Source organism: Alishewanella aestuarii B11 (genome assembly GCF_000280055.1).
Taxonomy (GTDB): domain Bacteria; phylum Pseudomonadota; class Gammaproteobacteria; order Enterobacterales; family Alteromonadaceae; genus Alishewanella; species Alishewanella aestuarii.
Window position 1 is genome coordinate 57,084 of sequence record NZ_ALAB01000028.1, and the last position, 24,014, is coordinate 81,097.

Below are 24,014 nucleotides of genomic sequence, written 5' to 3' on the forward strand. Positions count from 1 at the left end.
GTAACCACGGCTTGATTATAGTGACAGCGCGCTATGGATTACCAGATCTTAACGCGCTGCTCGACCGGTAAATACATCGCATCACCTTCTTTAATATCAAAGGCGGTATAAAACTCCGGCATATTTGGCAGCACGCCAATTACCCGATAATGGGCTGGCGAGTGCGGACCTGTGCTTAGCTGACGACGCAGCGCTTCTTCGCGGAACTTGGTGCGCCAGATTTGGGCCCAGCTGATAAAGAAGCGTTGTTCACCGGTAAAGCCATCCATCACCGGTGCTTGCTGACCATTTAGTGATAACTGATAGGCTTTCAGGGCTACCGTCATACCGCCGAGGTCACCGATATTCTCACCCAGTGCCACTGCACCGTTCACATTAACACCCGGCAGCGGCTCAAAGCGATTATACTGACCAATCAGCTTGGCACCGCGGGCCTGGAACTGAGCTTTATCCTGCTCGGTCCACCAGTTACGCAGGTTACCGTCACCGTCGTATTTAGCACCCTGATCGTCAAAGCCATGGCCGATTTCATGGCCAATTACTGCACCGATACCGCCGTAGTTTACGGCATCATCGGCTGCCATATTAAAGAACGGTGGCTGCAAAATGGCGGCCGGGAACACGATTTCGTTATTCACCGGGTTGTAGTAAGCGTTGACCGTTTGCGGTGTCATAAACCATTCGTCTTTATCGATTGGCTTGCCCAACTTGCTCACCATCTCATCATAGCCCCAGTGACTGGCACGGATAAAGTTACCGACCAGATCATTGGCCTTGATCTCCAGCGCGGAGTAATCTTTCCACTTGTTCGGATAACCAATTTTCGGCGTAAATTTGCTCAGTTTTTCCAAAGCCGCGACCTTGGTGTCTTCGCTCATCCACTCCAGCTCTTTGATCGACACCTCATAGGCTTTAATCAGATTGGCAACCAGCACTTCCATCCGTGCCTTAGCGGCAGGGCTGAAATGACGCTCAACATATAGCTTACCAGTCAGCTCGCCCAGCACCTGATCGGCAGCATCGACAGCGCGCTTCCAACGTGGTTGTTGCTCCTGAATACCACTTAAGGTGGTGCCATAGAACGCAAAACGACGGTCAGCAAAGGCACTGTTCAGCTTATCGGCGTAGCTGTTAACGGTTTTAATGGTCAGGTAGTCCTGCCAGCTTTGCAGATCGCTGCCGGCAATCACCTGGCCTAAGCCAGCAAAATAACTTGGCTGACGCACAATAATATCGCTGACCTGAGCCAGCTTTACGCCCTCAGCATAGGCAGCCCAATCAAAGGCGCCCAGGCTATTATTCAGCTCTGTGTTGCTGAGTTTATTGTAGGTCTTATCGGCATTACGGCTATCGAGACGGGTCCAGTGATGTTCTGCCAGCGCTTTTTCCAGCTGATACACCCGCTCCGCTGCGGCAGCCGCATCGCTATGGCCTGCCAGCGCGAACATATCGCTCAGATAGGCTTTATATTCACTGATAATTTTCAGTGAGGCCTCATCATCTTTAAAGTAGTAATCGCGATCTGGTAACCCCAGGCCACCCTGATTTAAATACACCGCATACTGGGTAGAGTTTTTCGCATCGTTATTAACAAACCAGCTAAATGGAATCGCAATGCCATCACGTTGTAAGCGGGCAAATATTGCGGGTAGCTGTGCCTTGTCACTTAGCGCTTTAATCGCATCCAGCTGCGGCTGCAGCGGGCTTAAACCCAGCTCTTCGATAACAGACTGGTCCATAAAGCTGTTATAGAAGTGTCCCAGCTTTTGTTCGTCCGAACCGGCGGCTAAATCAGTCCGGGCAGAGACTTCTTCGATAATGGCTTTTACCGCCTGCTGCGATTGATCTGCCAGAATATGGAAAGAGCCATAGGTGGCTTTGTCGGCAGGAATTTCAGTTTCAGCCAGCCATTTGCCATTTACCGCCAGGAAAAAATCCTGACCAAAGGCCACGCTTGAGTCAAAGTACTGGGTATCAATACCTGATACCAGGGCAGCCTGTTGCTGGGTAACTGCAGGTTTGGCCGCCGCACTTTGCTCGGGGGCATTTTGCTTACCACAGGCACTCAGGCCAAGAGCCAGGGCTACCGCACTGGCCACTAAGGTGATTTTTTTCATTGTTATATCCTGTTATACGCGGGAAAAAAGAGTGAACATCTCATCTTACGCCCTCTGTCTGGCCTTGCCAATTTGTGCCAGGCATAAAGTTGTAACAAAGTATGAGAAAGGCCTTAACTGCTGCTTTCCAACGCAAAACCATGTTCGCCCTGCTCAAAAATGACATTAGCCCGCCCCACCAACAGCGGATCGGGGAGCCCTATCGCCGCCGCATCTTTGTTCTCGTATGGCAGGCGCTGCAACACGTAACGCATCGCATTAAGGCGGGCCCGTTTTTTACAATCGGATTTAATCACCGTCCAGGGCGCATAGCTGGTATCCGTTGCAGCAAACATCGCTTCTTTGGCCTGAGTATAGTGATCCCATTTATCCAGCGATGCCAGATCGATGGGGCTTAACTTCCACTGCTTTAACGGATGGGCTTCTCGCTCGGTAAAGCGGCGCCGCTGCTCGTCGCGACTAACGGAAAACCAGAGCTTAATCAGATGAATGCCGCTACGCACCAGTTGGCGCTCAAAGTCTGGCGCTTGCAGCATAAATTCCTGATACTCCTCATCACTGCAAAAACCCATTACCCGCTCAACACCCGCTCTGTTGTACCAGGAGCGGTCAAATAACACGATTTCCCCCCGGGTGGGTAGCTGTGCCACATAACGCTGAAAATACCACTGCCCCTGCTCAACCGTGGTCGGTTTCTCGAGCGCAACCACGCGGGCGCCACGCGGATTCAGATGCTCCATAAAGCGCTTGATGGTGCCGCCTTTGCCTGCCGCATCCCGCCCCTCAAACAGGATCACCAGGCGCTGGCCGCTGGCTTTAACCCAGTGCTGTAACTTTAACAGTTCGACCTGCAGCTGATATTTCTGCTGTTCGTAGCTTTTGCGACTTAAGCGGTTCTGGTAAGGATAGCCGCCACTGCGCCAGTCAGTGGCCAATTGCTGGTCGGCTTTCAGACGGCGTTTTTCTGACTGCGCCGATTCGCCCTTAAGTAACGCCTTACTCAGTTGTGTCAGATCATCCGGTGACAAGCCTTCCAACATCGCCAGTAAATGCTCGGATAACTGGTGCAAATCGCCAGCCGCCCGGGCGGCAATAATGTCTTCAATCGCTACTGCCTTGGCCTGCTGACTGGCGCTAAGCCTTTGTGTCACCCGTTCAGTTTGCGGATCCTGCGCTGTCGTCTCAGCCTGGACTTTCTCGGTCATCATATCTCCTACGCGCTGTGTTAAGTGGCAACCTCGCATTGATAACAACTGGGCGAGCGCGGGCAGCTGCCGCCCCGGGCGCAAATCAGTTGTGCGGGTTTATTCATGCTACGGCTAACCCAGTTGATATTCAGAATATTGGCCACCCGCTTCAAGGTGGTTTGAATATTTTGCGGCACAGTAGCAGCGCCACCGTAACTGATACAACGTGCCTTCATCTCCTGCGCCAGCGCATCGGCATCCAGCCCCTGAGCCGCCAGAGCCGGATTCAAATCAATACCAGCACATAATACATGGTCATTACCGGCCAAATCTTTGACCTTGGTCGACTCACAGCAATAAATTCTCGGTTGTCCCTGCACATCCAGTAAAGATAGTTGCGCCGCACTACCCGATTCTTTTACCTCAAACATCCGGAATACCGCCCAGTGTTGGCACGGGTCCTGGACTTGTCGCATATTGCCCCAGGGCAGCGGGATACCATTACCGCGATACACTGCCTTTAATTTACCGGGGCTGTACGCATCAAAATAGTGCCAGTGCGGATAGGGTGATACTGCCGTCATCCGCCGCATCGCCACCGAAGCCGACACTTCAGCCTGCAAGTGACTGGCAATTTCGTAGCCACGCCGCTCCAGCAACTGCCGGAATGGCTGTTTCGGGCACAGCAGCGCACCGGCAAAAAAGCTCGACTCAAAGTCGCGCCAGGCATGCAAAATGTCCTGCGGTGCCATGCTACTGCTGTCAGCGAACACATCGTCATGCGCCCCGCCGACTGCCATGGAGCTTTTCACGCCATCTTTGTTATGCAGTACCGCATGGCCAATATGTACTGCCAGCTCATATTTTAGCCGGGTTGGCCATTGCTGCAGGATCCGGTGCAAATGCAAACTCTGCGGTGGCACAAAAAACGAGGTCTGAATATTATTCGAGCGGACGCCCAATTCGTCGATTAGCTCACGCGGCGCTTCATCAAACCAGTGAATACTCAGTCCCAGTTGTTTGACAATGGCCAGCAATTCGTCAACCGATAACGGTAGCCGCTTTAACCCCACTTCTTCAGCGGCGCGCTCCAGCTCAGGAAAGTGGTTCTGGTGATGCTCCTGATGGGCGCGAATTAATAGCTGAGCAAACTGCCGGCCACTGGTGCCGGTTTGCGACAACAACTCTGGGATCGCAATTTGCAGAATATCGCCGCTAAACAAAAAGCCTGGCTCCAACGGCATACCATTTAAGCCACCCTTGCTTTGCTTCGGTAGCACCAGATCCTGCTCCTCCGCTTCGCCATCCAAAAACCAGTCCAGCTCTTTTTGAAACACCTGCGCAATAACTTCCAACATTTCGACGGCCGGCACCCGCTTACCGCGCTCAATCATCGATAAATAAGATACCGAGGGCGCCGCTTCCGGATTCAGCCGCACACAACGGGTCGACAGATCTTCAATAGTTAAGTTATTGCGTTTACGCAAATTTCTTATTTTAGTGCCCAGAAAATGGGACTTACGCAGCAGACTTTTGTTGATTTTCATTTTGTAAAATTCACACTGTAAAATTTTTATTGTGAAATTATGCTTAAAACTAATCTAGACTAGATTTCAAGCAATAGCAAAAGCTAGTGCCAAAACTAAGCCTTATCAGAGGCAAAATACCGACCCTACCCGATGAGGAACACAAGATGACAACTTTAGCTAACCCACTGCAGCAGGAGCTGCATATCCAGCAGCAAATCCAATTGATCACCGAGCTGAACCAACAGCATGTGCGCCAGGTCATGGATTACTCAAAAGGTTTTCTGGACAAAACCTTCCCACTGGCCCGGGGTTCGCATAAAGATGTCGCCAGCTATGTGGTGTACTACCAGCAACTACTGGCGTTTTTTCATGATGGCAGTACCAGCGGTTTAAAAGAACCGGCACAATTTATTGCCCTGATTGGCCACCGCGAATCACCAGAAGCGCTGTTGCTGCAGAATGAAGAGCGCCATGTTGAATTGATCCTGAACCGGCGTGGGCTACAGGGTAGTCAGGATCCGGCTGGCATTGACGATATTCAGCTGCAAACCACCACGCCGGACTGCAATTGGTTTAGCCTGATCAGTGGCCGGCAGATCAGCTGCCGCAGCCGTGCGGAAAAAAGCTTTACCGCCAAAGATGGTCAACCCTTTCAACTTTAAGCTGCTCCGGCAACCTGCTGCGGTTGCCGGCGTCTTACTCCGGGGTTAAGCTGTGTGCATCTGCTTGTCGTGAGATCTGGCCTAACCCTGAATGCTTGAACTTAAACACCTGAAAACACTAACAACACTGGCAAAAACCGGTAGTTTACAGGCGGCGGCGCTGGAACTCTGTGTTACCCAATCCGCCCTCTCCCATCAACTGGGTCAGTTAGAGCAACGGCTTGGGCAAAGGTTATTTCAGCGTAAAAGTCAGCCGCTACAGTTTACGGCTAGCGGCCAGGCGTTGCTGGAATTGGCACAGCGGGTGCTGCCTGATGTGGCACACACACTCAGACAGTTACAGCAGCCTGGCGACGCAAACGCCACTTTAGTATTAAGTGTGGAGTGTCATGCCTGTTTTCACTGGATCCTGCCGGCACTGCGTCTGTATCGGCAGCAGAATCCGGCACTGACCATCACCCTCAGCCATGAAATTGAGCATGATGCTGTCACCAGTTTATTAACTGGCGAGCTGGATATTGTGCTAACCACCGATCTGCGCCATGCCGACAAGTTGCAGCTTTATCCGTTATTTGAGCTGGAGTTAGTGTTGTTGGTGAGCCCGGATCATCCGTTGGCTCAGGCAGAGCAGATTACACCGGCGCTGCTGCAGCATGAGGTGATCCTAAGCTACCCGATCCCAGCTGAGCGGCAGGACTTATTCCGCTGTTTTATGCCGGATCTCAGCTTTAAAGGTCAACTCAAAGCCGTCGCCCAAGGCAGCCAAATTGTGCAATTGGTCGCAGCGGGCCAGGGCATTGCTGCCCTGCCGCGCTGGATGGCGGAACCCTTTGCCAGTCAAGGCCTGTTGGTTAGCAAAACCCTGGGTACTGCTGGCTTATGGCGCCCGATGTATTTGCTACACCGGCCTAATCAGGCCCCTGCCAGCGCACTTGCTGCTCTGGCAGAGGTGTTCCGGCAAGCCGCACCAGAGTCAACCCGCCCGGTTCAACTCCCAAAATAATTCAGGCTCCCGCAGGAGCCTGATTGCTAAATCGGTTATTACAACAGACTTTATTCCGCAGCCTGCTGCGCAACCTGCGTTGACGCAATACCGTTGATGCTCATGGTCAGGCGTTGCAGATTTGCCACCGTCAGCTCTGAATTGTCCAGCTTAACCGCCAGCATCAGATCCTGCAGCGCAGCCACTTTATCACCGGCCATCAGGTTCATTACGGCTCTGTTATTCAGTGCCAGTGCCCGCATCTCGCGTTTAGCGGAGCGCGGCACGGCCTGCAAAGTACCGGCACGCTGCACGGCGTCAGTACAGGCTGCCTCGGCTGATGCGAAGTCAGCAGTGCGGCTGTACGCGACACACAGGCTTAACTGGCGGAAGAACGGATCCGTATCGGCCTGACGGGGGCTCACCGCCTGTTCGATCCCCGCTTTAAACTGCCCGGCTTTAATTAACTCGGCGCCCGGTGCTTCTTCCGGCAATCCCATCTGGTACGCATTACCCGCCGCAGAAGCGAGCAATGGACTTGACGACAACATTACTACCGCCAAACCGGCTAATAATTTACGCGTTGAAAAGGTCATGTCTGGTCTCTCCTGCAAAATTGATTTCAGTGCCTGCTTAGTGGCACGTAATAAAATTACAAGATCACGCTATTTCTGACAAACGAGAAGAACTAAACGAACAGGTTAGAAAATTTAACTTATCCGACCACCTGACGCAAAAGCAACAAAGACAAACAGCCACAATGAAATAAAATCAAAGACATAGGGCGCTTCAGCCCAGAAAGAATGGATATACAGCACGCTAAACAAAGCAATACAAACTGTAATTTTATTACAAAAATAATAGTGGCAAGCGCTAGTGATGGCGCTCAGACGCTTGGTCAGGACTGGTGGTTGCTTTTACTGGCTACTCTGCTATGGTATGCGCAAGCTGGCACTCTGCCAGCTGTACTTTAACGGAGTATCGTCTTGTTCAGGCCCATCCGGTCGTCTTTAAAGAGTTTTAGTACCGCCTTCCAGCTTTAAGCCGGGTGCGCGCTGTCGCGCCCGGATCCAATACCAGCTTGTTAGCCCATACCCTTATTCGCCAACAAATTTGATCTATGGAGAGCCCGATGACAGGTCGCGCCACCCTGAAGAATTTTCCGCTATCGCGCCTGGAACGCTATTTACTTAGTGCCAGCTGGTTCCCGCTGCACAAAGCACGTAAACCAACCACTCTGTTGCGGACACTGGGTACACCTCAGGTGCCTCGCGGTGATAAAGGTCAGCTTAGCGCCGCACCCGGCCATTCAATACAACTGATCGCGCTACCCGAAGGCGAAAGTTGTTGGGTAACACTCAGCACAGAGCATACGGCCAGCACAGATGATAACCCGCTGTCGATTTGGTCGCCACTCGGGCAGGCGCTACTGGGCAAAACCTGTGGTGACCTGGTGCAGGTAAAAGTATTTCGCCGCACTTTGACGTTTATCGTCGGCGACATTCTGAGAGTCAAGCAAACCGATTGAGGTTAAAACCCGGGAGGATAGTGCCATGCAGTCTTTAACAGTCGCAGCTAAAGGTTTTGATATCACCGCACCTACCGTCTGTAGATTGCTGCGACCTCAGAGCAGGGGTGTCATCTGTTTAAGGATTTACCATGAGCAAAGAAACCAGCAAAAAGCAGCCAAAGCATGACATCAAAGAAAAACGCCGGCTGAAAAAGCAAAAGCGCCAGCAACAGAGCTAAGATGGCGACCCGCAGGCTGCCAGCAGGCAGCCTGCTTTAATTGTGGCTTTAATCCAACAGTAGCTGTAACTCTGGCGGTAAAAACGGCTTGCCGCTTGCATTAACGGCGGTACCGGTAATAAAGGCATCCAGCATCAGCTTCTGATCGCGACTGCGCCACACTTGTTGCTTAAAACCAAAGCGTAAGCGCGACACCGGCTGATACTGGGTAGTGATATAAAACTGATCGCCACTGGTTAACGATGCCTTGTAGTCCAGTTCGGCACGCACCACTACCAAATTAACTTCGGCTCTGGCTAAGGCGGCAAAATCAATTTGCCGGCTGGCTAAAAACTCATGCCTGGCATGCTCCAGATAATTAAAATAGACGGCATTATTCACTATACCCTGCATATCGCATTCGTAATCGCGGACTTTAAACTCAGTTTTATGCATCAGCAGCTCCCTGGTTGCAAAAGCTGAATGCTAACAGTCAGCCGCACAATCTCCAAGTCAGGCCAGTTTGGGTGACAAACCAACCGGTGCCACTGGCAGAAACAGCTGCGGTAATTTACGTGGTACTATATCCAGTGCCGTTTTATAGCCCTGCAGATACAGCAATTGCTTCTGTGCCACCGTCAATTCAAAGTTCACCGCTGATACCTCACCGGTATTTACCACCACCGTATTGTGCCAGTATTCGGCATGGACATATTCACGTGACACGGCATTCATAAAGGTTTGGATCAGCATCTGCATATAAGACACGACCGGCAGGTAGCGGCTGGTGCGGATAGGCCGGGTTTCAGATTCACTTTTCAGCCGGAAGCAAACCAGTGGCAGCCCCTGCCCCGACCAATCGCGGTGCAGCGCATCCTCAGACAGGATCACGCCATCAGTCAGCACCTTGTCGCGATAACTTTTAAACGAGAAAAACAACGGGATCGACATCGAATAGCGGATTGCGGCCGATACTCTGACCTCCGGCGTCAACTGGCGGTTAAAAATCACCGGCCCACCGCCACTGATATCCGTTGCCAGCACATGCAAATCCAGCTCAAGATCGGCAAAGGTACGCTGCTCTAAAAGTGCATCCAGCCACTGTTCAAAGCGGTTACCATTACAGAGGCCGCCGGTGCGTAATAAGGTAGTAAGCGAGATCCCTTTGAAGTAACGAAAGTCTGTATCCAATGCCAACTGTTCAATCCGCTTTAACGGCCAGCCGGCCGCATAAAAAGCCGCCACGATACTGCCACCCGATACGCCAACTAAATGCCGGTAACTCAGATTCAGCTCATTCAGGGCTTGCAGAATGCCGATATGGCAACTCAGACGGGTACCACCACCGGACAAAATAGGGACAATTTCTGACACATTCAGCACTGACATCAAAGCCACCTTAGCAGCAGTATTTCTTCAAGTATGGTGAAACATTGGAGGCTGTCCAGTAACAGATATTTTTTGCAGCCACTAAACCTTTGCCATAAGGTGGACGACTAAGCAAGAAACCCATAATTAGTATCAGGCATGCCTGCAACAGAACAAACGTTATTACAACGAGCCCAACAAGGTGATCAAAGCGCCTTCGCCCAACTCTACCAGCAGGGTGTTGGCCGGGTTTATGCGATCGCCTGGCGTTTGCTGGCAAACCGCGCCCGGGCAGAAGAGGCGGTGCAGGAGACCTTTTTAAGGGTCTGGCAACAATTGCCTGGCTTTCGGGGCGAGAGTGCCTTTAGCAGTTGGCTACACCGCCTGGCCGTCGGAACCAGTATCGATCTCTGGCGCAAGGATAAAGGCTTAAGGCTGGAAGACGGCGAGTCGCTGCCGGAGCTCGGTTATTGCCCCGCCGAACAAGGTGAACAGCAACAGCAATTGGAAAGTGCGATTCAACGTTTACCAGCCCAGGCCAGAGCCGTTTTTGTGTTGTACGCATTGGAGGGTTATCCCCATCAGGAGATCGCCACCTTACTGAATATTGCCGAAGGCAGCAGTAAAGCCCACTACCACCGCGCCCGGCAATTATTGCAGGAGTATCTGAATGAGCACTAAGCAACTCGATGATTTGCTCGCCACCCTGCCACGTGAGCGGCAACCCGAACGGGATCTGTGGCCTGAAATAGCCGTCCGGCTTGCACCACGGCCACAGTCGCGTCACTTCGGCAAACTGGCAATAGCCGCGTCGGTACTGCTGATGCTGCTCTTTAGCTGGCAATGGCCAGAGCGCACCGAACCTGTGCTGGCCTGGCAGCAGCAGGAACAGCAATGGCAACAGGCGCTAAGCCAACAACTGGCAGAGCTGCAACAGGTCAATCCGGCCTTTGGCGACTGGCAATGGCAGTTGCAGCTGTGGCAGCAAGCCATCAATCAGGTGAAAGTGGCACTGAATTTTTACCCGGACGATCCCGGTCTGCAACACAAACTGGCCTCACTCTATCAACAACAGCTGTCTTATGTTGACTGGTTGGCCTCGACATCTTACTAAAGGAGAACACCATGAAACTGATACAACTCGGCGCCAGCCTTTGTTTACTGCTTGCCAGTAGTCTAAGCCTGGCCGACAGCCGGCAAAGTATTAACGAAGTCCGCACCGTCAGCCCGAATGAGCAGATCAGCCTGGAGGTAATGCGCGGCAAGGTTGAAATCCGTGGCACCAATAGCAACCAGTTCCGGGTGTCCGGTAAACTGGATGAAAAAGCGGAAGGCTTTACCCTCGATTCCAAGGGCGGCTTTACCGGCTTTATCGTGCAGATGCCCCGACAGTTAAGAGAGCAACATCAAGAAAAAGTCCAGGGTTCAGAGCTTGTTATCGAATTACCGGTGGGTAGCTCCGTATCCTTTAAAGGCGTGAATGTCGATGTCAGCCTGACCCAGGTGAACGGCGGCGTGGAAATCAATACCGTCAATGGTGATATCACAGCAGCGCAATTGGATGGCCGGGTCGAGTTGGCGACCGTAAACGGTGCCATTAAAAGCCAGGCATTAAATGGTCAACTGCGCCTGCGGTCGGTAAACGGTAAAATCAGTGATCAAGGCGCGACCGGGCGTCTGAGTGTGGAATCCGTAAACGGCGAAATAGCGCTCAAGAGCAAACCACAAGAGCTGATGGTAACCGTCGTGAATGGCGAAGTGGATTTGGAGTTAACCGATACCGCGCAACTGGAAATCTCTTCGGTAAATGGTAACGTCGAACTGGAGCTAAAAAACCAGAATGCGCCACGTATTAAAGGCTCTTCAGTTAGTGGCAAATTCGAGCTGAAGCTACCTGCCAATCTGGATGCCGCAGTCAGCCTGAAAACATCCGCTGGCGGCAGTATTAAAAACAGCCTGACCGCCGATCAACCGAGTCGCGCTAAATACGGCCCGGCCAGCGGCCTGCAATTTACCAGCGGCAAGGGCCTGGGCGTGATTGACATTAATACCGTCAGTGGCCGCATTGAGCTAAAGAAAAACTAATGTCGCCTTATGTTTAGGAATACCGCATAACGCATTACCTGCAGGCCTAACCCAAAACGGTTAGGCCTGCACTGGATGCCGAACCCAATACAGCCACCTTTTTAAAACACTTTTGAAATAAGATATTACATTTAGTTATATTTAAATGCTGTACACAAAAAGTAACAGCACTTATTACAGCTAGGTTACCGGCTGATGATGTTTTTTTGACCATAGTAAAAAAAACCTTTTTCGGAAACGCTGTGCCGATCATGGTGTAACCCGAAGTCGACTGACTATTTTTCGTCCATTTACAGCTCCCCGCCTTTTCTTTTAAAACTAGTAACAGATGTTGCTGTGGTTTTACAGCATGCAGTCATCCTTCCAGGGAACTCATAACAAGAAACAAGGTAATACTATGCCGAAGAAATATTTCAAACTAAATGCGTTTGCACTGCTGTGCCTACCCGCAGCATTGTTAACAAATGCCGCAAACGCAGACGATAACAACCAATATCAGGATGGCCCGGTTACCCGGGTTATTGTTAAGTATAAAGAAAGCCAGACCGATAATCTGACACGCAGTCTGCCGGCAGCCGTCGCTCAGCAGCGCCGGGCTGAGCGGATGCAGGCCAAAGCTGAGCGTTTTAGTCAGCGTGCCGGCAAGTCAGTGAAGTTTGTGCGGGAAACCGCATTGGAACGCCATGCGGTATTTAGCGCCGACCGTCGCCTGTCGGCCAAGGAAACAGCGGCACTGCTCAGCCAATTAGCAGCAGATGACGAAGTAGAATTAGTCGAAGAAGATGTGCTGCTACAAGCAGCTCTGACTCCAAACGATACCCAGTATGCCAACCAATGGCATTACTATGAGAATACCGGCGGTATTCGCGCCCCGGCAGCCTGGGACAGAGCCACGGGTCAGGGCGTAGTCGTGGCGGTACTGGATACCGGCTACCGGCCACATGCCGATCTGAATGCCAATATTCTGCCCGGCTACGATATGATTTCCGATACCTTTATCGCCAATGATGGCGGCGGCCGTGACAGCGATGCCCGCGATCCGGGAGACTGGACCAATGCCGGCGAGTGTGGCGGCGGTCAACCAACCTCCTTCCGCGCTTCCAGCTGGCACGGTACGCACGTGGCCGGTACCATTGCAGCTGTTACCAACAATAACACCGGGGTTGCCGGCGTTGCTTATAACGCCAAGATCGTACCGGTGCGGGTATTAGGTAAGTGCGGTGGTTATACCTCTGATATCGCTGACGGTATTATCTGGGCAGCCGGTGGCACTGTGTCGGGCGTACCGGCTAATGCGAATCCAGCCAGTGTTATCAATATGAGTCTGGGTGGCTCTGGTAGCTGTTCTACCACCACTCAGAATGCGATTAACCAGGCGCGCAGCCGTGGTGCTGTCGTTGTTGTTGCCGCCGGTAACAGTAACTCAAACGCCAATAACTTTAACCCGGGTAACTGTGCCGGCGTGGTTAACGTCGCCGCAACCAACCGTCAGGGCGGTCGCGCCAGCTACTCTAATACTGGTACCAGCGTTGATGTCGCAGCACCGGGTGGCCAGATGACCTCAGCCAATGACCCGAATGGCGTACTGTCTACCTATAACTCTGGCAGCACTACGCCGGGCAATGACAGCTACGGCTACAGTCAGGGTACCTCTATGGCGGCGCCACACGTGGCCGGTGTTGCAGCGCTGATTAAGCAGGTGAAACCCTCTGCCACCCCGGATGAAATTGAGACCATCCTGAAAAATACCGCTCGCAGCTTCCCGGCAACCTGCAGTGGCTGTGGTACCGGCATTGTTGATGCCAATGCCGCAGTGCAAGCTGCTCAGGGTTCAGGTGGCACCGGCGGTGGCGGCACTGTGTCCAACCTGTCGGCTACTACCAATAACTGGCTACACTACACTGTCACGGTACCTGCTGGTATGCGGACGCTCACCGCCAGTATTTCCGGTGGCACCGGCGATGCCGATCTCTATGTTCGTCGCGGCGCCAGACCGACTACCACAACCTATACCTGTCGTCCGTATCTGCAAGGTAACAATGAAACTTGCAATATCAGCAATCCAGCTGCAGACGTATGGCACGTTAGTATCCGTGCTTACAGCAGTTTCAGCGGTGTGACCCTGACAGTGAGTTACAATCCGTAACTTAAGTCAGTACCAGATAAGTAAGTGACAACGGTAGCGCAAGCTACCGTTGTTTTTTAGAGCAAAGGTAAAGGCTCCCTAGTCAGCAAAGCTGATCTTACCCACAGTAATGGCCGGCATAGCTTCACTGGTAGCAGTAAAGGTGTCAGAGCTGCCGGCGACACTTTCATTCGCCAGCACGGCAAATAATACGGCTTCTTTGGCGTCCGGCAAAATCGCCAACTCAGCGGTAGTTCGCAGCGGAAACTGTGGCAGTTGCTGCTGAATTTGCTGCATTAACAGCGGGTTATGGATGCCGCCGCCACTGGCGTAAATAACAGTAGGCTGTGCTGCTACCGTTAGCTGCTGTACTACACGCACAATGGCTGTTGCACTAAAGCAGTTTAACGTGGCCAGCACATCTGCCGGGCTTAGCGCAGTGCAACCACTTTGTTGCTGCGCCTGCTGCAGGTACTGCAAATTAAACACCTCAGGCCCGGTGGTTTTGGGCAAACTCAGGCTGAAAAACGGATGCTGCAGTAACGCCGCCAATAATGCCGGCGCCACCTTGCCACTGCTGGCGATTCTGGCATCGGCATCATATTGCAAGGCCGGATAGTACTGCCGGACATAGGCATCCATCATGGTATTACCCGGGCCGAGATCCGTACTAAACACCTTGTTCAGATCGGCATCTGCCGGCAAATAGGTAAGATTAGCAATGCCGCCAATATTCAGCAGAATACGGTTTTCCTGAGCGGAGCCAAAGAGTAAATAATCACCATAGGCCGCCAGTGGTGCGCCTTCGCCGCCAGCCGCGATATGTTTTTGCCGAAAGTCACTGACGGTAATAATGCCGGTATGCACCGCAAGGTGATCACCATCTCCCAGTTGCAAGGTCGCGTTGCCCCACGCCGGATCCTGATGCTGCCGCAACGGGCAGTGATAGACGGTCTGACCGTGACTGGCGATCAGGTCCACCTCTGACGCCGGCACCTGCCAGTCGCGTAATGCCTGATTGATCATAGCCGCATGCTGCAGGGCAATCCATGGATGCAATAATGTCAGTTGCTGTAAATCAACCTGCCGTTTGGCAAATACCGCCTGCACCCGGCTGCGAAATTCATCCTGATAAGGCACGGTGATAAACTGCTCGACGGTGACGCTGGTATGCTGGCCGCTACCACTAATTAAGCACAGCGCGATATCCAGCCCATCTAACGAAGTCCCACTCATTAAACCGATAATGCGGCGGCTGGGTTTGGCGGCCAGTTGATATAACTTGGTTATGTGACTATGCATGCGTAGCGCATCCTTAATTTTTTTCTAAAACAACAACACCAGGCGCCGCTTTCGTTCGTATACTTACGCCGAACACTGTTATCACTCAGTGCCCATACTAACCCAGAACCATGAACGGAGAAAATGATGATTAGTTATGTAACCTTAGGTGTCAGTGATCTTGCTGCAGCCCGCAAGTTTTATGGTGATTTACTGGCTGAGCTTGGTGCCAAAACCTTGTTAAATATGGATCGGATCACCTTTTTTGGTAAGAGCATGAAAGAACCCATGCTGGCTGTATGTATTCCGTTCAATCAGCAAGCCGCAGCGCCAGGTAATGGCAATATGGTGTCTTTGGCTCCAGGCTCAAAAGCAGCGGTTGATCAGCTGTATCATAAAGCCATTGCGCTGGGTGCCACTTGCGATGGTGCACCGGGTCAACGCATTCCAAATACCTTCTACGGTGCCTATGTAAAGGATGCCGATGGTAATAAACTTTGCTTTTGTCATTTCGGTTAAGCATGCAGATTAACGCCGATTTTAGTGCCCGGGTAGTGCTGTTGCCGGGCCAACAACAATTTGTGCCATCCCCTCTGCCCGGTGTAAGCCGGGTGATGTTAGACCGTGCTGGTGACGAAGTCGCACGCGCTACCAGTCTGGTACGTTATGCAGCAGGCTCGGGTTATAGCAGCCATCGCCATGATGGCGGTGAAGAAATACTGGTGCTGGACGGCATCTTTTCAGATGAACACGGCCACTATCCTGCTGGCAGCTACCTGCGTAATCCACCGGGCAGTAGCCACCAGCCATACTCTGAGCAGGGTTGTCTGCTGCTGGTAAAACTTTGGCAATTTGCCGCTGACGATCACACTAAGCTGGTCATTGATACCAATAATAGGAGCTGGCTCCCCGGTTTAGTGCCTGGGCTAAGTGTACTGCCTTTACATGAGCATAACGGTGTTAACACCGCCTTAGTGCGCTGGGCCGCCAATACCCAATTTAACCGCCACACCCATCCCGGTGGCGAGGAAATCCTGGTGCTGGACGGTGTTTTCCGCGATGAGTTTGCGGAATATCCCAAGGGTACTTGGTTGCGCAATCCCCGCTATAGCAGCCATACCCCTTTTACTGGCGAGACTGGCGCCCTGATCTATGTTAAAACCGGACACTTAGGCGCTAATTTACTGGGTGACAAATTTATCGCTGCCTTTAGTTAAGGTCGTGATTGCCAGCTGTTGCTTTTTTGTGCTAGATTTTGCGCCCTTTTCTGATAAAGCTAGCCTGTGATGGATTTGTTAACACTCACTATTGTCAATGCCTTTATCGCGCTGGTGGCAACCGCCGTGCTGGTATTGCAGGATAGTGCAGATCGGCAATTCCGTTACCAGCGCTATTTTGTGTTGGCCGGCCTGTGCATGCTGCTAAACGCCAGTTTCAGCGCCTTGCGCTATGCCGGTTACCCCCTGCCGTACTGGTTGTTTCCAGCCCTGACCAACAGCCTGAGTGTTGGCGCCAGCCTGGCATTGGCTGCAGGTATTCACCGCCATTTGCAAAAACCCGGTAAACGCTTTGGTTTATTGCTGGTGTTTATGCTGATTTATGCCCTGCATTTTGTCGACTATATCAGCAACAACCTTGGGTACCGGATGCTTCTCAATATCCCGATAGTACTGCTGGTTAATTTCTGGTGTATTGCCATGCTTTGGCAGGCCCGGCATTCAGAACTGGGTAAGGTCTATCTGGCGTTTATGGCGACCTTTATCTTTAATATCCTGCAATTTGGTGGGCGATCTACTTACCTGCTACTGGAGCAAACCCAGGTTCTTAATACAAACTATAGCGCTCTGGTGCATAGCATAGGTTTTTTCTGCCTGACGGTTTTCGCCATTCTGATTTTTTGCTGCATTATTATGCTTAGCCACCGGCAACAAAAACTGATGTTACAGCAGCTATCTGAGCGCGATGCGCTAACCGGCTTATTAAACCGCCGCACCCTGGACCTCAGGCTGGCAGCCGAATTTAATCGTTGTCAGCGCAAGGGCAGCAGCTTAAGTTTGCTGTTGCTGGATGCTGATCACTTCAAGAAAATTAACGATACCCTTGGCCATGCTGCCGGCGATCAGGCAGTACAGCATATCGCGCGGATCGCCGATCAACAGCTACGCGATTATGATCTGTTGTTTCGCTTTGGTGGCGAAGAGTTCTTACTTTGCTTACCGGATACCGACCATTCTACAGCGCTACAGATCGCTGAGCGGCTGCGTCACAGCATCGAAAAGCAAGCAGTGCAGGCAACAGAGCCCTTTACGCTCACCGTGAGTATTGGCGTGGCCAGTAGCCCGGGAACGGCAGATTGGCAAAGCTTGCTAAAGCATGCCGATCAAGCGCTTTATATGGCAAAGTTCCGCGGCCGCAATCAGGTACAAAGCTTTTCCGCCGTCAAATTAGAACATGCCACTGCTATCTCGGACTAATCACAGCCAAAATCCAGCAGCAAATGTTTCTTTTTTAGAAAAATGAGCTAAGATACCTCTTATTAAGCACAGCATTAATTATCTTATTCTGTTAGTCTTGGATTGATCTAACAGGGGTACTACGTATATGGACATACTCACCCTCGCCATGGTGAACTTTTTTGTAAAAGGCACTGCCGCCGACGAGGCACTAAAAGTCGCAGAGCGTTTGCGCCAACATATCGAAAATAGCATTATTGACGAGTTACCAGCGCTCAAACTCACCGTCAGTATTGGCATTAGCACCCTGGTTTCAGGGCAAAATTTCCACGAGCTGGTCCAGCAGGCAGATCAGGCTCTTTATAGCGCCAAGCAACAAGGGCGTAATCAGAGCCTGCACTTTCAGGCAGCAAACTGTGATTAATCGCAAAGACCGGCTACAGGGTGGCGTACAGCCGCCTGAATTAAAGTTGACCGCATGCCAATTTAGGTTAATTATTAGGCAACGCGCACTGTGCCGCGCCCCTCTTATCAGGCGGATAACTATGCAAAAATACGCCTTACTTGCGCTGTTGCTATTATGTCGGCCCGTCTTTGCTCATTCCCCTTTACTGCTCTGTTATGAATTACAGGAAAATTCGACCGTAGAAACCAGCCTGGGGATTGGACTGGAACAGATTTTTGAGTTTCAGGCCAAGGTTGTCGCTGATGCCTTACAAAGCCTGGCCGTGCCCTATCAATTACAACGACTGCCCTGGCGCCGCTGCCTGGCGGCGGTAAGCCGCGGTGAGCTGGATGGCGTGATCGGTGTCGGCTGGACTGCAGAACGCGATCAGGCATACCACTTCCCAAGATCAGAGCTGGAGCCAGATCCAACTAAGCGATTACTGCACCTGAGTTACTCTATCTATACCCGTTATGACAGCCCGCTGCAGTGGGATGGTCAGCAGCTGACAGGTATCGCACATGGCCTGGCGGCTCCGAAAGGTTATGTCGCCGAACAGCGCCTGCAACAGCTGGGCGTTTGGCGTGAACTGGATGCAACCCTGGACTCTGGCATTGATCTGGTTTTAAAACACCGGCTGGATGGTTATGTACTGCCGGATGAGGTGGCAGCAACCCAACTTAAAGGCCACCCCGAGGCCGACAAAATCCGCAAGCTTGAACCGCGGTTTATGGCACAGCCGCTGTTTTTGGCATTCAGCCGCCAAAGCAGCAAACTTAACGACGAGCGACGCGCCAAGCTCTGGCAACAAATTGAATTATCGCGGGAAAAGTTACTCAGTCAGGAAACGCAGTAGGCTGCAGCTGACACAAGTAGTGCCAGCCGCTAGCGACTGCGCAACCAAAGCCCCAGCGCTGTACTGTAGCCCAAGGATTTCGCCGTGACCTGCCCCTGAGCATCCAGCACATAGTAGGTTGGAAACGCCTGGATCTGATAATCGACCGCTAGCTGTTGATTACCCAACAATACCGGCACCTGTAAATCCAGATCGGCGACAAAGTCTGCCACCTGCTCTGCCGAATCATACTGTAAGGCAATGGCATAAACGGCCAGTCCGTCGTTATCGGCTTGCAGGTACTTCAGGTTAGGCATACTTAAGCGGCAGATGCCGCACCAGGGCGCAAAAAAATATAACAGGGTTTGCTTACCCTCCAGCTCAGCAGAGCGGAACAAAGCGCCGTCGGCCGCAATGGCAATAAAGGCTGGCGCGGGCGTACCGCTGGCTAATAATGGCCGCTCTTTATACCAGCTTAGGCCAAAAAAAATCGCCAGCGCCAATACGATACTTAGAATCCAGGATTTCATGCACAACTCGGCCAGACAACAATCATAGTCAGACTGTAGCCTGCTTTGCTGATCAAGATCCAGCCTGCCCCAGACAATTGGCTGAAGGCAATAGCAGTGCGACATATTGTCGCACCCGCTGGCTCATCACTTGTCAGGGCGCCGCTTTATCGCTACCGTAGGCAGGATATGGCTTACTCTATCAAGGACCTGTTATGCGTTTTCTGCCCGCTTTGATCTTGCTGCTTGGTTTCACGTCACCCCTTGTTGCCGCCGCACCCTTAGTATTAAAACAGGGCGAAGTACGGCTGCCGATGCCGGGCAGAACCCTCACCGCCGGTTACTTTACCGCAGAAAACAGTGCCAGCCATGAAGTGGAGCTGGTTAAGGCCAGCAGCCCGGCCTTTGCCCGGGTGGAATTGCACCAACATATCCGCCAGGACGACGTGATGCGGATGGTGGAAGTCGAGTCGATTAGTCTCGAGCCCGGTGCTACCCTGGTGTTTCAACCCGGTGGTTTGCATCTGATGCTATTCGAACCTCAGGTCGAGCTGCGCCTGGGCGACAGCGTCCGGGTTTCGCTGTACTTCGCCGATGGCAGCAGCCAGGACTTTGAGCTGCCGCTGGCCGAAATGCCGCGCCGCTAGACATTTTAACGCCCAAGGCCCTCTTTCGCGCCGCAGGATGCCGCATGCTTAAAATTTGCCGTTGGCTACATAACTGGCTGGGCCTAATCCTGGTCATTCAGATTATCTGCTGGTTTTTGAGCGGCCTGGTGATGGCCATTATGCCGATTGAACAGGTGCGGGGTGAACATCTGCGCCAAACCCTGGCCAGCGACTGGCAAAGCGCTGCACTGGCTCCCGCCGCTGTGTTGGCGAAACATCAGGCCGGTGCCGGCCTGACGCTGAGCCAGCGACTTATACTGCAGGAGCAGCAACTCGCCGCTATACCCGTCTATCTGGTGGCAGATCAGGGACAGTTATATCGCTATCACGCGGCCACAGGTGCCATGCTGGAACCATTAACCGAGCCGCAGATCCGGCAATTGGCAGCCGCCCAATATCTTGGCGCTGGCCAGTTACGACAAAGCCATTTGCTATCGCAGCTGCCAGCAGAAGTGAAAAATCTGACACCACCGCTGTGGCAGGTACAGTTTAGCGATGCCGACCACACCACCTTTTATCTGGATCCGGCAACCGGCGTAGTGCAGCGGGTCAGAACCCAGGGCTGGCGCATCTTCGACTTTTTCTGGATGCTGCATATTATGGATTACCGCGACCGCAGTAACTTTAATAACCCGCTGTTAATTAGCAGCGCGGCCGCAGCTTTGCTATTTACCCTCACCGGCCTGGTACTACTCTGGCAGCGGCTGCGCCCAAGACGGCGCTATACCGCATAGCACCCGGGCGTTTTACCGGCACCACTGCGCTTATCCGGGCTGATAAATGAGCTTGAGTGCGCTGCCGGCATTGCCTACAATGCCGCATCGCAATTTTAATGGCAGAATCAAGATGACCGACAGCAGCTCCCGCCCGACCTTACCAGACCGTTTATCAGTAAATCCACGCAGCAAATTCTATGATGCGGCAATTTTCGAACACGAAGTTGGCATCAAACTTAACGGTAAAGAGCGTTTTGACGTAGAAGAATATTGCATCAGCGAAGGCTGGGTAAAGGTCGCCTCCGCCAAAGCACTGGATCGCCGTGGCCAGCCATTATTACTGACCGTAAAAGGCACAGTAGAAGCCTTTTACCGCTAATCAGCCGTTGCTAACTGCTGCGCCAGCTCCTCCGGGCGCAGCGTTAATACCTCTACCCCGTTTTCTGTTACCGCCACGGTATGCTCCCACTGTGCCGATAATTTCTTATCGCGGGTGACCACAGTCCAGCCATCTTTTTTGGTTTTCACCTTGGCGCTACCCTGATTAAGCATCGGCTCAATCGTAAATACCATGCCGGGCTTTAACAGCATACCGCTACCGGCGGCGGCTTAAGGCAAACTGCTCAATGGCAAAACCAATATCGCCCAGCCGGGCGCCGGGCTTAACCGCTTTAATACCCAGCCACAACGCCTGATAACAGTCGGCCACCAACTGCCGGGCTGCCGGTGTCACCTCGCCAATCAGATACATCTTACTGGAATCGGCAATAAAGCCATGTTTTTCCAGTGTAATATCGACGTTAATAATATCGCCGTTTTTTAAGCGTTGGCTGGCCGACGGCACGCCGTGACACACCACCTCGTTCACCGAGGTATTTAGCACATAGGCAAAGCCATACTGCCCCTTACTGGCCGGGCGGGCTTGTAACTCATCGACGATATAGCGCTCAGCCAGTTCATTAATTTGCAGGGTTGAAATTCCGGCCGTGATCGCGGTATCCAGCATCGCAAACACCCGGGTTAACAACCGGCCAGCCTCGCGCTGTAATGCCAGCTCGGCTGCCGTTTTAAGCTGAACGCCGCTCATCCAGGCCCCCCGCCCATTTCACATCAGCCTGCTGTAACAACATCACTACCAATTGCTGATAATTAAGGGTCGGATGCAGCTCAGCCAGCATGCCCATTTTTAGCCAAAACTCCGCCTGCGCATTAATCGAGCGCGACATAGCGCCACTGGCTTTGCGAATTTCTTCGTGTAGCTCATCAGCAATTTTTACAATACCCAAGTTCCTGACTCCTGCAGTTCGCAATATACGAATTATATATGAAGTATATATTCATTCCTAGCGCAATAATCGCAAGCGCCTTAAGCCGCGATCCAACCGGATGCAGATCCGCGCTGCCTGCGCCAAAAGTCGCTATTATGATGTAAAGGCCACTCTGACATAGCGCGGTCAGCCTGGGCCAGAAAAATCGTCGCCGTTATAGTTAAAGACTAAGGAGCCAGGGTGCGGCCACTAAAGCGCAAAGTAGTTATGCATAAAATAGTTATGCACAAAATAGTTATGCACAAAATAGTTATGGGGAGAGCATTGATGCAGAAAGTTTTGATACCAAGAGTGTTGATACTGTTAATCTGGCTACCCTTGCTACTATTAAGCGGCTGCAGCGCCACCATTAGCTTGCCGGCACAGGTGGCAGAGCCGCGTGAAGTGCAGTTACTGCTGCATGGTCGCCATAGCTCTATTCTGCTAACCGCCGCCGATCAAAGCCGGCTGCGTTATTCCTTTGGTGACTGGGCCTGGTATGTTGCGAACGAGCAAAGCCTGGCCAGTGGCAGCCGGGCGTTATTTCTGGACAGTAAAGGCGCATTGGGTCGGCAACAGATCGCCCCGGCCAGTGCCGGAGAAAACCTCGAAGCGCAAATCGGCGTTGGTATTGGTCAGCGCTGGCAATTTCAAGTTGAAGCCGCCAAAGTCGATGCCCTGATCCAAACCCTGGAGCAACAATTTCAACATAGTCAGACCGCGCCTTTTTATAGCTCTGAGCGCCATCTTAGTTTTATCCCCAGCGATAAGCCCTATACCATGCACTATAACTCCAACCATCAGGCCGCCGACTGGTTAAGAGCGCTGGGGCTTAAGGTAGAGGGTAACCCGGTATGGGGCAATTGGCAGGTTAAGAATGCAGAACCTACGCAGCGTTAGCCGTTATCGTAACGATGCACTGGCGAGCTGAATAAACTGAAAGACCTGTAAAAATTGCCGCTGCACTAATACCCGCTGCAATACATCGACGCTAAAATTTAAATAATCGTGCACCAGCGCACTTAACCAAAGTGCCTCTTATGGTAAAGATAATCAATTTCCCACTTTGACAGCGTGCGGCGTTCAAACTCCAGCCGGGCAAAATCATCGCGGCAATACAGTAAGGTATTGTCGCTTACTACAGTAAAAGCCAGTGGTAGTGGCACTTGCTGCACATCAAGCACAGATAATTGAATATCCGGTAGCTCGCTTTGCCAATCCAACGCCAGTAACTCCGGCGCCAAACGACGCTCAACCGGATCGTTTTGATAGTCAGCAAACAGTACCGCCAAATCGTAGTCACTGGCGTCACCAGCAGTGCCCCGCGCACGCGAGCCGTATAGCCACAATGCCGCTATCTGAGAATTGGCGGCTGCCAGCGATACTAAACGATTAAGCACAGCGGCTTGCTGCATAAAAACACCTTAAAAATCACGCATCAGGTTTATGTATAAGTTAACATACTTTCAGCAAAATGGTGAGCAAGGCCCCAGCGAGCTAAGGCAAGGACAACCGCTATGAAATATCTGATTAAACAAAAACTGCTTAGCCTAAGCGATAGCTTTAGCATTGAAGATGAGCGCGGCCGCGCGGCTTATCTGGTAAAAGGTAAAGTCTTTAGCTTTAGCAGCAGCCAAACGCTATTTAATGCCAGCGCCCAGCCACTACTAAAGATCCGCCGCAAATACCTGACGCTGTTACCCGCCTGCCGGATTGTTAATAACGATGGCAGCGAATGGCTGGTGCGCAAGCGGTTCTGGGCGTTTTTAAAAAGCCGCTTTGTGGTGGAAACGCCGCACGGGCAACTAGAAATGACCGGCAATTTCTGGCAACACGAATACGAAATCCGCCAACAGGGCCAGCTGATTGCCAGTATTTCAAAAAAATGGTTTAGCTGGTCTGATACCTATGCGGTGCAGATCCTAAAACCGGAGTGGACAGCGCAACTCTTGGCCGTAGTAATAGTGATTGACCGCTTACAGCATAGTGATCGTAATTCGGGTGTGGGGGATTAGTG

At 52.1% G+C, this 24,014-nt stretch carries 27 protein-coding genes and 1 pseudogene; 17 read left to right on the top strand and 11 right to left on the bottom strand.

Going from position 1 to position 24,014, the window contains the following annotated elements:
• Nucleotides 1-38 precede the first annotated feature (38 nt).
• The 3 genes from AEST_RS11800 to AEST_RS11810 all read right to left on the bottom strand — a co-directional run bounded on the left by AEST_RS11800 (nt 39) and on the right by AEST_RS11810 (nt 4,851).
• Nucleotides 39-2,117 carry a M13 family metallopeptidase gene (locus AEST_RS11800; RefSeq protein ID WP_008609282.1) on the bottom strand — a complete coding sequence of 693 codons (2,079 nt, stop codon included), beginning with the start codon at nt 2,115-2,117 and terminating at the stop codon, nt 39-41.
• Between the two features lie 113 nt (nt 2,118-2,230).
• A complete protein-coding gene (gene ppk2, locus AEST_RS11805; RefSeq protein ID WP_008609284.1) occupies nt 2,231-3,322 on the bottom strand; it encodes a polyphosphate kinase 2 in 1,092 nt (363 codons plus the stop codon).
• A 20-nt stretch (nt 3,323-3,342) separates the two neighbouring features.
• Nucleotides 3,343-4,851 (bottom strand): DUF3612 domain-containing protein, encoded by a 1,509-nt coding sequence (locus tag AEST_RS11810; RefSeq protein WP_008609285.1) that lies wholly within the window; start codon nt 4,849-4,851, stop codon nt 3,343-3,345.
• Nucleotides 4,852-4,997: 146 nt separating this feature from the next.
• Here AEST_RS11810 and AEST_RS11815 point away from each other — a divergent pair, with 146 nt between their 5' ends.
• Together AEST_RS11815 and AEST_RS11820 are read left to right on the top strand one after the other, a co-directional pair.
• Nucleotides 4,998-5,495 carry an aldolase/citrate lyase/malate synthase family protein gene (locus tag AEST_RS11815; RefSeq protein ID WP_008609286.1) on the top strand — a complete coding sequence of 166 codons (498 nt, stop codon included), beginning with the start codon at nt 4,998-5,000 and terminating at the stop codon, nt 5,493-5,495.
• A 91-nt stretch (nt 5,496-5,586) separates the two neighbouring features.
• Nucleotides 5,587-6,498, top strand: coding sequence for a LysR substrate-binding domain-containing protein (locus AEST_RS11820; RefSeq protein ID WP_008609287.1), 912 nt, complete (start codon nt 5,587-5,589; stop codon nt 6,496-6,498).
• A gap of 50 nt (nt 6,499-6,548) precedes the next feature.
• Here the strand turns inward: AEST_RS11820 and AEST_RS11825 are convergent, their stop codons facing one another.
• Nucleotides 6,549-7,073 (bottom strand): hypothetical protein, encoded by a 525-nt coding sequence (locus AEST_RS11825; RefSeq protein WP_008609288.1) that lies wholly within the window; start codon nt 7,071-7,073, stop codon nt 6,549-6,551.
• A gap of 536 nt (nt 7,074-7,609) precedes the next feature.
• Between AEST_RS11825 and AEST_RS11830 the strand changes: the two genes are divergently transcribed.
• Nucleotides 7,610-8,005: a GreA/GreB family elongation factor gene (locus AEST_RS11830; RefSeq protein WP_008609290.1), complete on the top strand. Its 396-nt coding sequence runs from the start codon at nt 7,610-7,612 to the stop codon at nt 8,003-8,005.
• A 269-nt stretch (nt 8,006-8,274) separates the two neighbouring features.
• Here AEST_RS11830 and AEST_RS11835 read toward each other — a convergent pair whose 3' ends face one another.
• Both AEST_RS11835 and AEST_RS11840 read right to left on the bottom strand, forming a co-directional pair.
• Nucleotides 8,275-8,664 (bottom strand): acyl-CoA thioesterase, encoded by a 390-nt coding sequence (locus AEST_RS11835; protein WP_202948020.1) that lies wholly within the window; start codon nt 8,662-8,664, stop codon nt 8,275-8,277.
• 54 nt (nt 8,665-8,718) lie between these two features.
• Complete coding sequence (locus AEST_RS11840) at nt 8,719-9,594, bottom strand: patatin-like phospholipase family protein (protein WP_008609293.1); 876 nt, start codon at nt 9,592-9,594, stop codon at nt 8,719-8,721.
• 138 nt (nt 9,595-9,732) lie between these two features.
• On the opposite strand from AEST_RS11840, the gene AEST_RS11845 reads away from it, so the two are divergent.
• From AEST_RS11845 to AEST_RS11860, 4 genes are all read left to right on the top strand, one after another.
• Nucleotides 9,733-10,254: an RNA polymerase sigma factor gene (locus AEST_RS11845; protein ID WP_008609294.1), complete on the top strand. Its 522-nt coding sequence runs from the start codon at nt 9,733-9,735 to the stop codon at nt 10,252-10,254.
• A complete protein-coding gene (locus tag AEST_RS11850; protein WP_008609295.1) occupies nt 10,244-10,687 on the top strand; it encodes a hypothetical protein in 444 nt (147 codons plus the stop codon). Before AEST_RS11845 ends, AEST_RS11850 begins: the two co-directional genes overlap by 11 nt.
• A gap of 11 nt (nt 10,688-10,698) precedes the next feature.
• Nucleotides 10,699-11,658: a DUF4097 family beta strand repeat-containing protein gene (locus AEST_RS11855; protein ID WP_008609297.1), complete on the top strand. Its 960-nt coding sequence runs from the start codon at nt 10,699-10,701 to the stop codon at nt 11,656-11,658.
• Nucleotides 11,659-12,055: 397 nt separating this feature from the next.
• Nucleotides 12,056-13,804, top strand: a complete 1,749-nt coding sequence (locus AEST_RS11860; RefSeq protein ID WP_008609300.1) for a S8 family peptidase — start codon at nt 12,056-12,058, stop codon at nt 13,802-13,804.
• A 78-nt stretch (nt 13,805-13,882) separates the two neighbouring features.
• Here AEST_RS11860 and AEST_RS11865 read toward each other — a convergent pair whose 3' ends face one another.
• Entirely contained in the window at nt 13,883-15,085 is a 1,203-nt protein-coding gene (locus AEST_RS11865; RefSeq protein WP_008609301.1) for an anhydro-N-acetylmuramic acid kinase, read from the bottom strand.
• Between the two features lie 126 nt (nt 15,086-15,211).
• On the opposite strand from AEST_RS11865, the gene AEST_RS11870 reads away from it, so the two are divergent.
• The 5 genes from AEST_RS11870 (at nt 15,212) to AEST_RS11890 (ending at nt 18,818) form a co-directional block, all read left to right on the top strand.
• Entirely contained in the window at nt 15,212-15,583 is a 372-nt protein-coding gene (locus AEST_RS11870; protein WP_008609302.1) for a VOC family protein, read from the top strand.
• A 2-nt stretch (nt 15,584-15,585) separates the two neighbouring features.
• On the top strand, nt 15,586-16,281 hold the full coding sequence (locus tag AEST_RS11875; RefSeq protein ID WP_008609304.1) for a cupin domain-containing protein: 696 nt from the start codon (nt 15,586-15,588) through the stop codon (nt 16,279-16,281).
• Between the two features lie 69 nt (nt 16,282-16,350).
• On the top strand, nt 16,351-17,538 hold the full coding sequence (locus AEST_RS11880) for a GGDEF domain-containing protein (RefSeq protein ID WP_008609305.1): 1,188 nt from the start codon (nt 16,351-16,353) through the stop codon (nt 17,536-17,538).
• A gap of 127 nt (nt 17,539-17,665) precedes the next feature.
• Entirely contained in the window at nt 17,666-17,941 is a 276-nt protein-coding gene (locus AEST_RS11885; RefSeq protein WP_008609307.1) for a diguanylate cyclase, read from the top strand.
• Between the two features lie 121 nt (nt 17,942-18,062).
• Nucleotides 18,063-18,818: a substrate-binding periplasmic protein gene (locus tag AEST_RS11890; protein WP_008609309.1), complete on the top strand. Its 756-nt coding sequence runs from the start codon at nt 18,063-18,065 to the stop codon at nt 18,816-18,818.
• Nucleotides 18,819-18,847: 29 nt separating this feature from the next.
• Here the strand turns inward: AEST_RS11890 and AEST_RS11895 are convergent, their stop codons facing one another.
• Nucleotides 18,848-19,327, bottom strand: coding sequence for a TlpA family protein disulfide reductase (locus AEST_RS11895; protein WP_039925489.1), 480 nt, complete (start codon nt 19,325-19,327; stop codon nt 18,848-18,850).
• 194 nt (nt 19,328-19,521) lie between these two features.
• Between AEST_RS11895 and AEST_RS11900 the strand changes: the two genes are divergently transcribed.
• The 3 genes from AEST_RS11900 (at nt 19,522) to AEST_RS11910 (ending at nt 21,069) form a co-directional block, all read left to right on the top strand.
• Nucleotides 19,522-19,953, top strand: a complete 432-nt coding sequence (locus tag AEST_RS11900) for a copper chaperone PCu(A)C (protein WP_008609312.1) — start codon at nt 19,522-19,524, stop codon at nt 19,951-19,953.
• 44 nt (nt 19,954-19,997) lie between these two features.
• On the top strand, nt 19,998-20,708 hold the full coding sequence (locus AEST_RS11905; RefSeq protein ID WP_008609315.1) for a PepSY domain-containing protein: 711 nt from the start codon (nt 19,998-20,000) through the stop codon (nt 20,706-20,708).
• Between the two features lie 112 nt (nt 20,709-20,820).
• Nucleotides 20,821-21,069, top strand: coding sequence for a DUF3297 family protein (locus AEST_RS11910; RefSeq protein WP_039925490.1), 249 nt, complete (start codon nt 20,821-20,823; stop codon nt 21,067-21,069).
• On the opposite strand, the pseudogene AEST_RS11915 reads toward AEST_RS11910, so the two are convergent.
• A pseudogene (locus AEST_RS11915) lies at nt 21,066-21,777 on the bottom strand (type I methionyl aminopeptidase). The gene AEST_RS11910 and the pseudogene AEST_RS11915 sit on opposite strands and share 4 nt — an antisense overlap.
• The gene (locus tag AEST_RS11920; protein ID WP_008609322.1) at nt 21,758-21,976 is read right to left on the bottom strand and encodes a ParD-like family protein; all 219 of its coding nucleotides are present in this window, start codon (nt 21,974-21,976) and stop codon (nt 21,758-21,760) included. Before AEST_RS11920 ends, AEST_RS11915 begins: the two are co-directional and overlap by 20 nt.
• A 309-nt stretch (nt 21,977-22,285) precedes the next feature.
• On the opposite strand from AEST_RS11920, the gene AEST_RS11925 reads away from it, so the two are divergent.
• Nucleotides 22,286-22,897 carry a DUF2459 domain-containing protein gene (locus tag AEST_RS11925; RefSeq protein ID WP_008609323.1) on the top strand — a complete coding sequence of 204 codons (612 nt, stop codon included), beginning with the start codon at nt 22,286-22,288 and terminating at the stop codon, nt 22,895-22,897.
• Between the two features lie 122 nt (nt 22,898-23,019).
• Here AEST_RS11925 and mntA read toward each other — a convergent pair whose 3' ends face one another.
• The gene (gene mntA, locus AEST_RS11930; RefSeq protein ID WP_008609325.1) at nt 23,020-23,412 is read right to left on the bottom strand and encodes a type VII toxin-antitoxin system MntA family adenylyltransferase antitoxin; all 393 of its coding nucleotides are present in this window, start codon (nt 23,410-23,412) and stop codon (nt 23,020-23,022) included.
• 102 nt (nt 23,413-23,514) lie between these two features.
• Between mntA and AEST_RS11935 the strand changes: the two genes are divergently transcribed.
• The gene (locus tag AEST_RS11935) at nt 23,515-24,012 is read left to right on the top strand and encodes an LURP-one-related/scramblase family protein (RefSeq protein ID WP_008609326.1); all 498 of its coding nucleotides are present in this window, start codon (nt 23,515-23,517) and stop codon (nt 24,010-24,012) included.
• Nucleotides 24,013-24,014: the final 2 nt, after the last annotated feature.

Coding starts and splice junctions, on each gene's coding strand:
- AEST_RS11800 (WP_008609282.1), bottom strand. CDS start 2,117: ATGAAAAAAATCACCTTAGTGGCCAGTGCGGTAGCCCTGGCTCTTGGC.
- ppk2 (WP_008609284.1), bottom strand. CDS start 3,322: ATGACCGAGAAAGTCCAGGCTGAGACGACAGCGCAGGATCCGCAAACT.
- AEST_RS11810 (WP_008609285.1), bottom strand. CDS start 4,851: ATGAAAATCAACAAAAGTCTGCTGCGTAAGTCCCATTTTCTGGGCACT.
- AEST_RS11815 (WP_008609286.1), top strand. CDS start 4,998: ATGACAACTTTAGCTAACCCACTGCAGCAGGAGCTGCATATCCAGCAG.
- AEST_RS11820 (WP_008609287.1), top strand. CDS start 5,587: ATGCTTGAACTTAAACACCTGAAAACACTAACAACACTGGCAAAAACC.
- AEST_RS11825 (WP_008609288.1), bottom strand. CDS start 7,073: ATGACCTTTTCAACGCGTAAATTATTAGCCGGTTTGGCGGTAGTAATG.
- AEST_RS11830 (WP_008609290.1), top strand. CDS start 7,610: ATGACAGGTCGCGCCACCCTGAAGAATTTTCCGCTATCGCGCCTGGAA.
- AEST_RS11840 (WP_008609293.1), bottom strand. CDS start 9,594: ATGTCAGTGCTGAATGTGTCAGAAATTGTCCCTATTTTGTCCGGTGGT.
- AEST_RS11845 (WP_008609294.1), top strand. CDS start 9,733: ATGCCTGCAACAGAACAAACGTTATTACAACGAGCCCAACAAGGTGAT.
- AEST_RS11850 (WP_008609295.1), top strand. CDS start 10,244: ATGAGCACTAAGCAACTCGATGATTTGCTCGCCACCCTGCCACGTGAG.
- AEST_RS11855 (WP_008609297.1), top strand. CDS start 10,699: ATGAAACTGATACAACTCGGCGCCAGCCTTTGTTTACTGCTTGCCAGT.
- AEST_RS11860 (WP_008609300.1), top strand. CDS start 12,056: ATGCCGAAGAAATATTTCAAACTAAATGCGTTTGCACTGCTGTGCCTA.
- AEST_RS11865 (WP_008609301.1), bottom strand. CDS start 15,085: ATGCATAGTCACATAACCAAGTTATATCAACTGGCCGCCAAACCCAGC.
- AEST_RS11870 (WP_008609302.1), top strand. CDS start 15,212: ATGATTAGTTATGTAACCTTAGGTGTCAGTGATCTTGCTGCAGCCCGC.
- AEST_RS11875 (WP_008609304.1), top strand. CDS start 15,586: ATGCAGATTAACGCCGATTTTAGTGCCCGGGTAGTGCTGTTGCCGGGC.
- AEST_RS11880 (WP_008609305.1), top strand. CDS start 16,351: ATGGATTTGTTAACACTCACTATTGTCAATGCCTTTATCGCGCTGGTG.
- AEST_RS11885 (WP_008609307.1), top strand. CDS start 17,666: ATGGACATACTCACCCTCGCCATGGTGAACTTTTTTGTAAAAGGCACT.
- AEST_RS11890 (WP_008609309.1), top strand. CDS start 18,063: ATGCAAAAATACGCCTTACTTGCGCTGTTGCTATTATGTCGGCCCGTC.
- AEST_RS11895 (WP_039925489.1), bottom strand. CDS start 19,327: ATGAAATCCTGGATTCTAAGTATCGTATTGGCGCTGGCGATTTTTTTT.
- AEST_RS11900 (WP_008609312.1), top strand. CDS start 19,522: ATGCGTTTTCTGCCCGCTTTGATCTTGCTGCTTGGTTTCACGTCACCC.
- AEST_RS11905 (WP_008609315.1), top strand. CDS start 19,998: ATGCTTAAAATTTGCCGTTGGCTACATAACTGGCTGGGCCTAATCCTG.
- AEST_RS11910 (WP_039925490.1), top strand. CDS start 20,821: ATGACCGACAGCAGCTCCCGCCCGACCTTACCAGACCGTTTATCAGTA.
- AEST_RS11925 (WP_008609323.1), top strand. CDS start 22,286: ATGCAGAAAGTTTTGATACCAAGAGTGTTGATACTGTTAATCTGGCTA.
- mntA (WP_008609325.1), bottom strand. CDS start 23,412: ATGCAGCAAGCCGCTGTGCTTAATCGTTTAGTATCGCTGGCAGCCGCC.
- AEST_RS11935 (WP_008609326.1), top strand. CDS start 23,515: ATGAAATATCTGATTAAACAAAAACTGCTTAGCCTAAGCGATAGCTTT.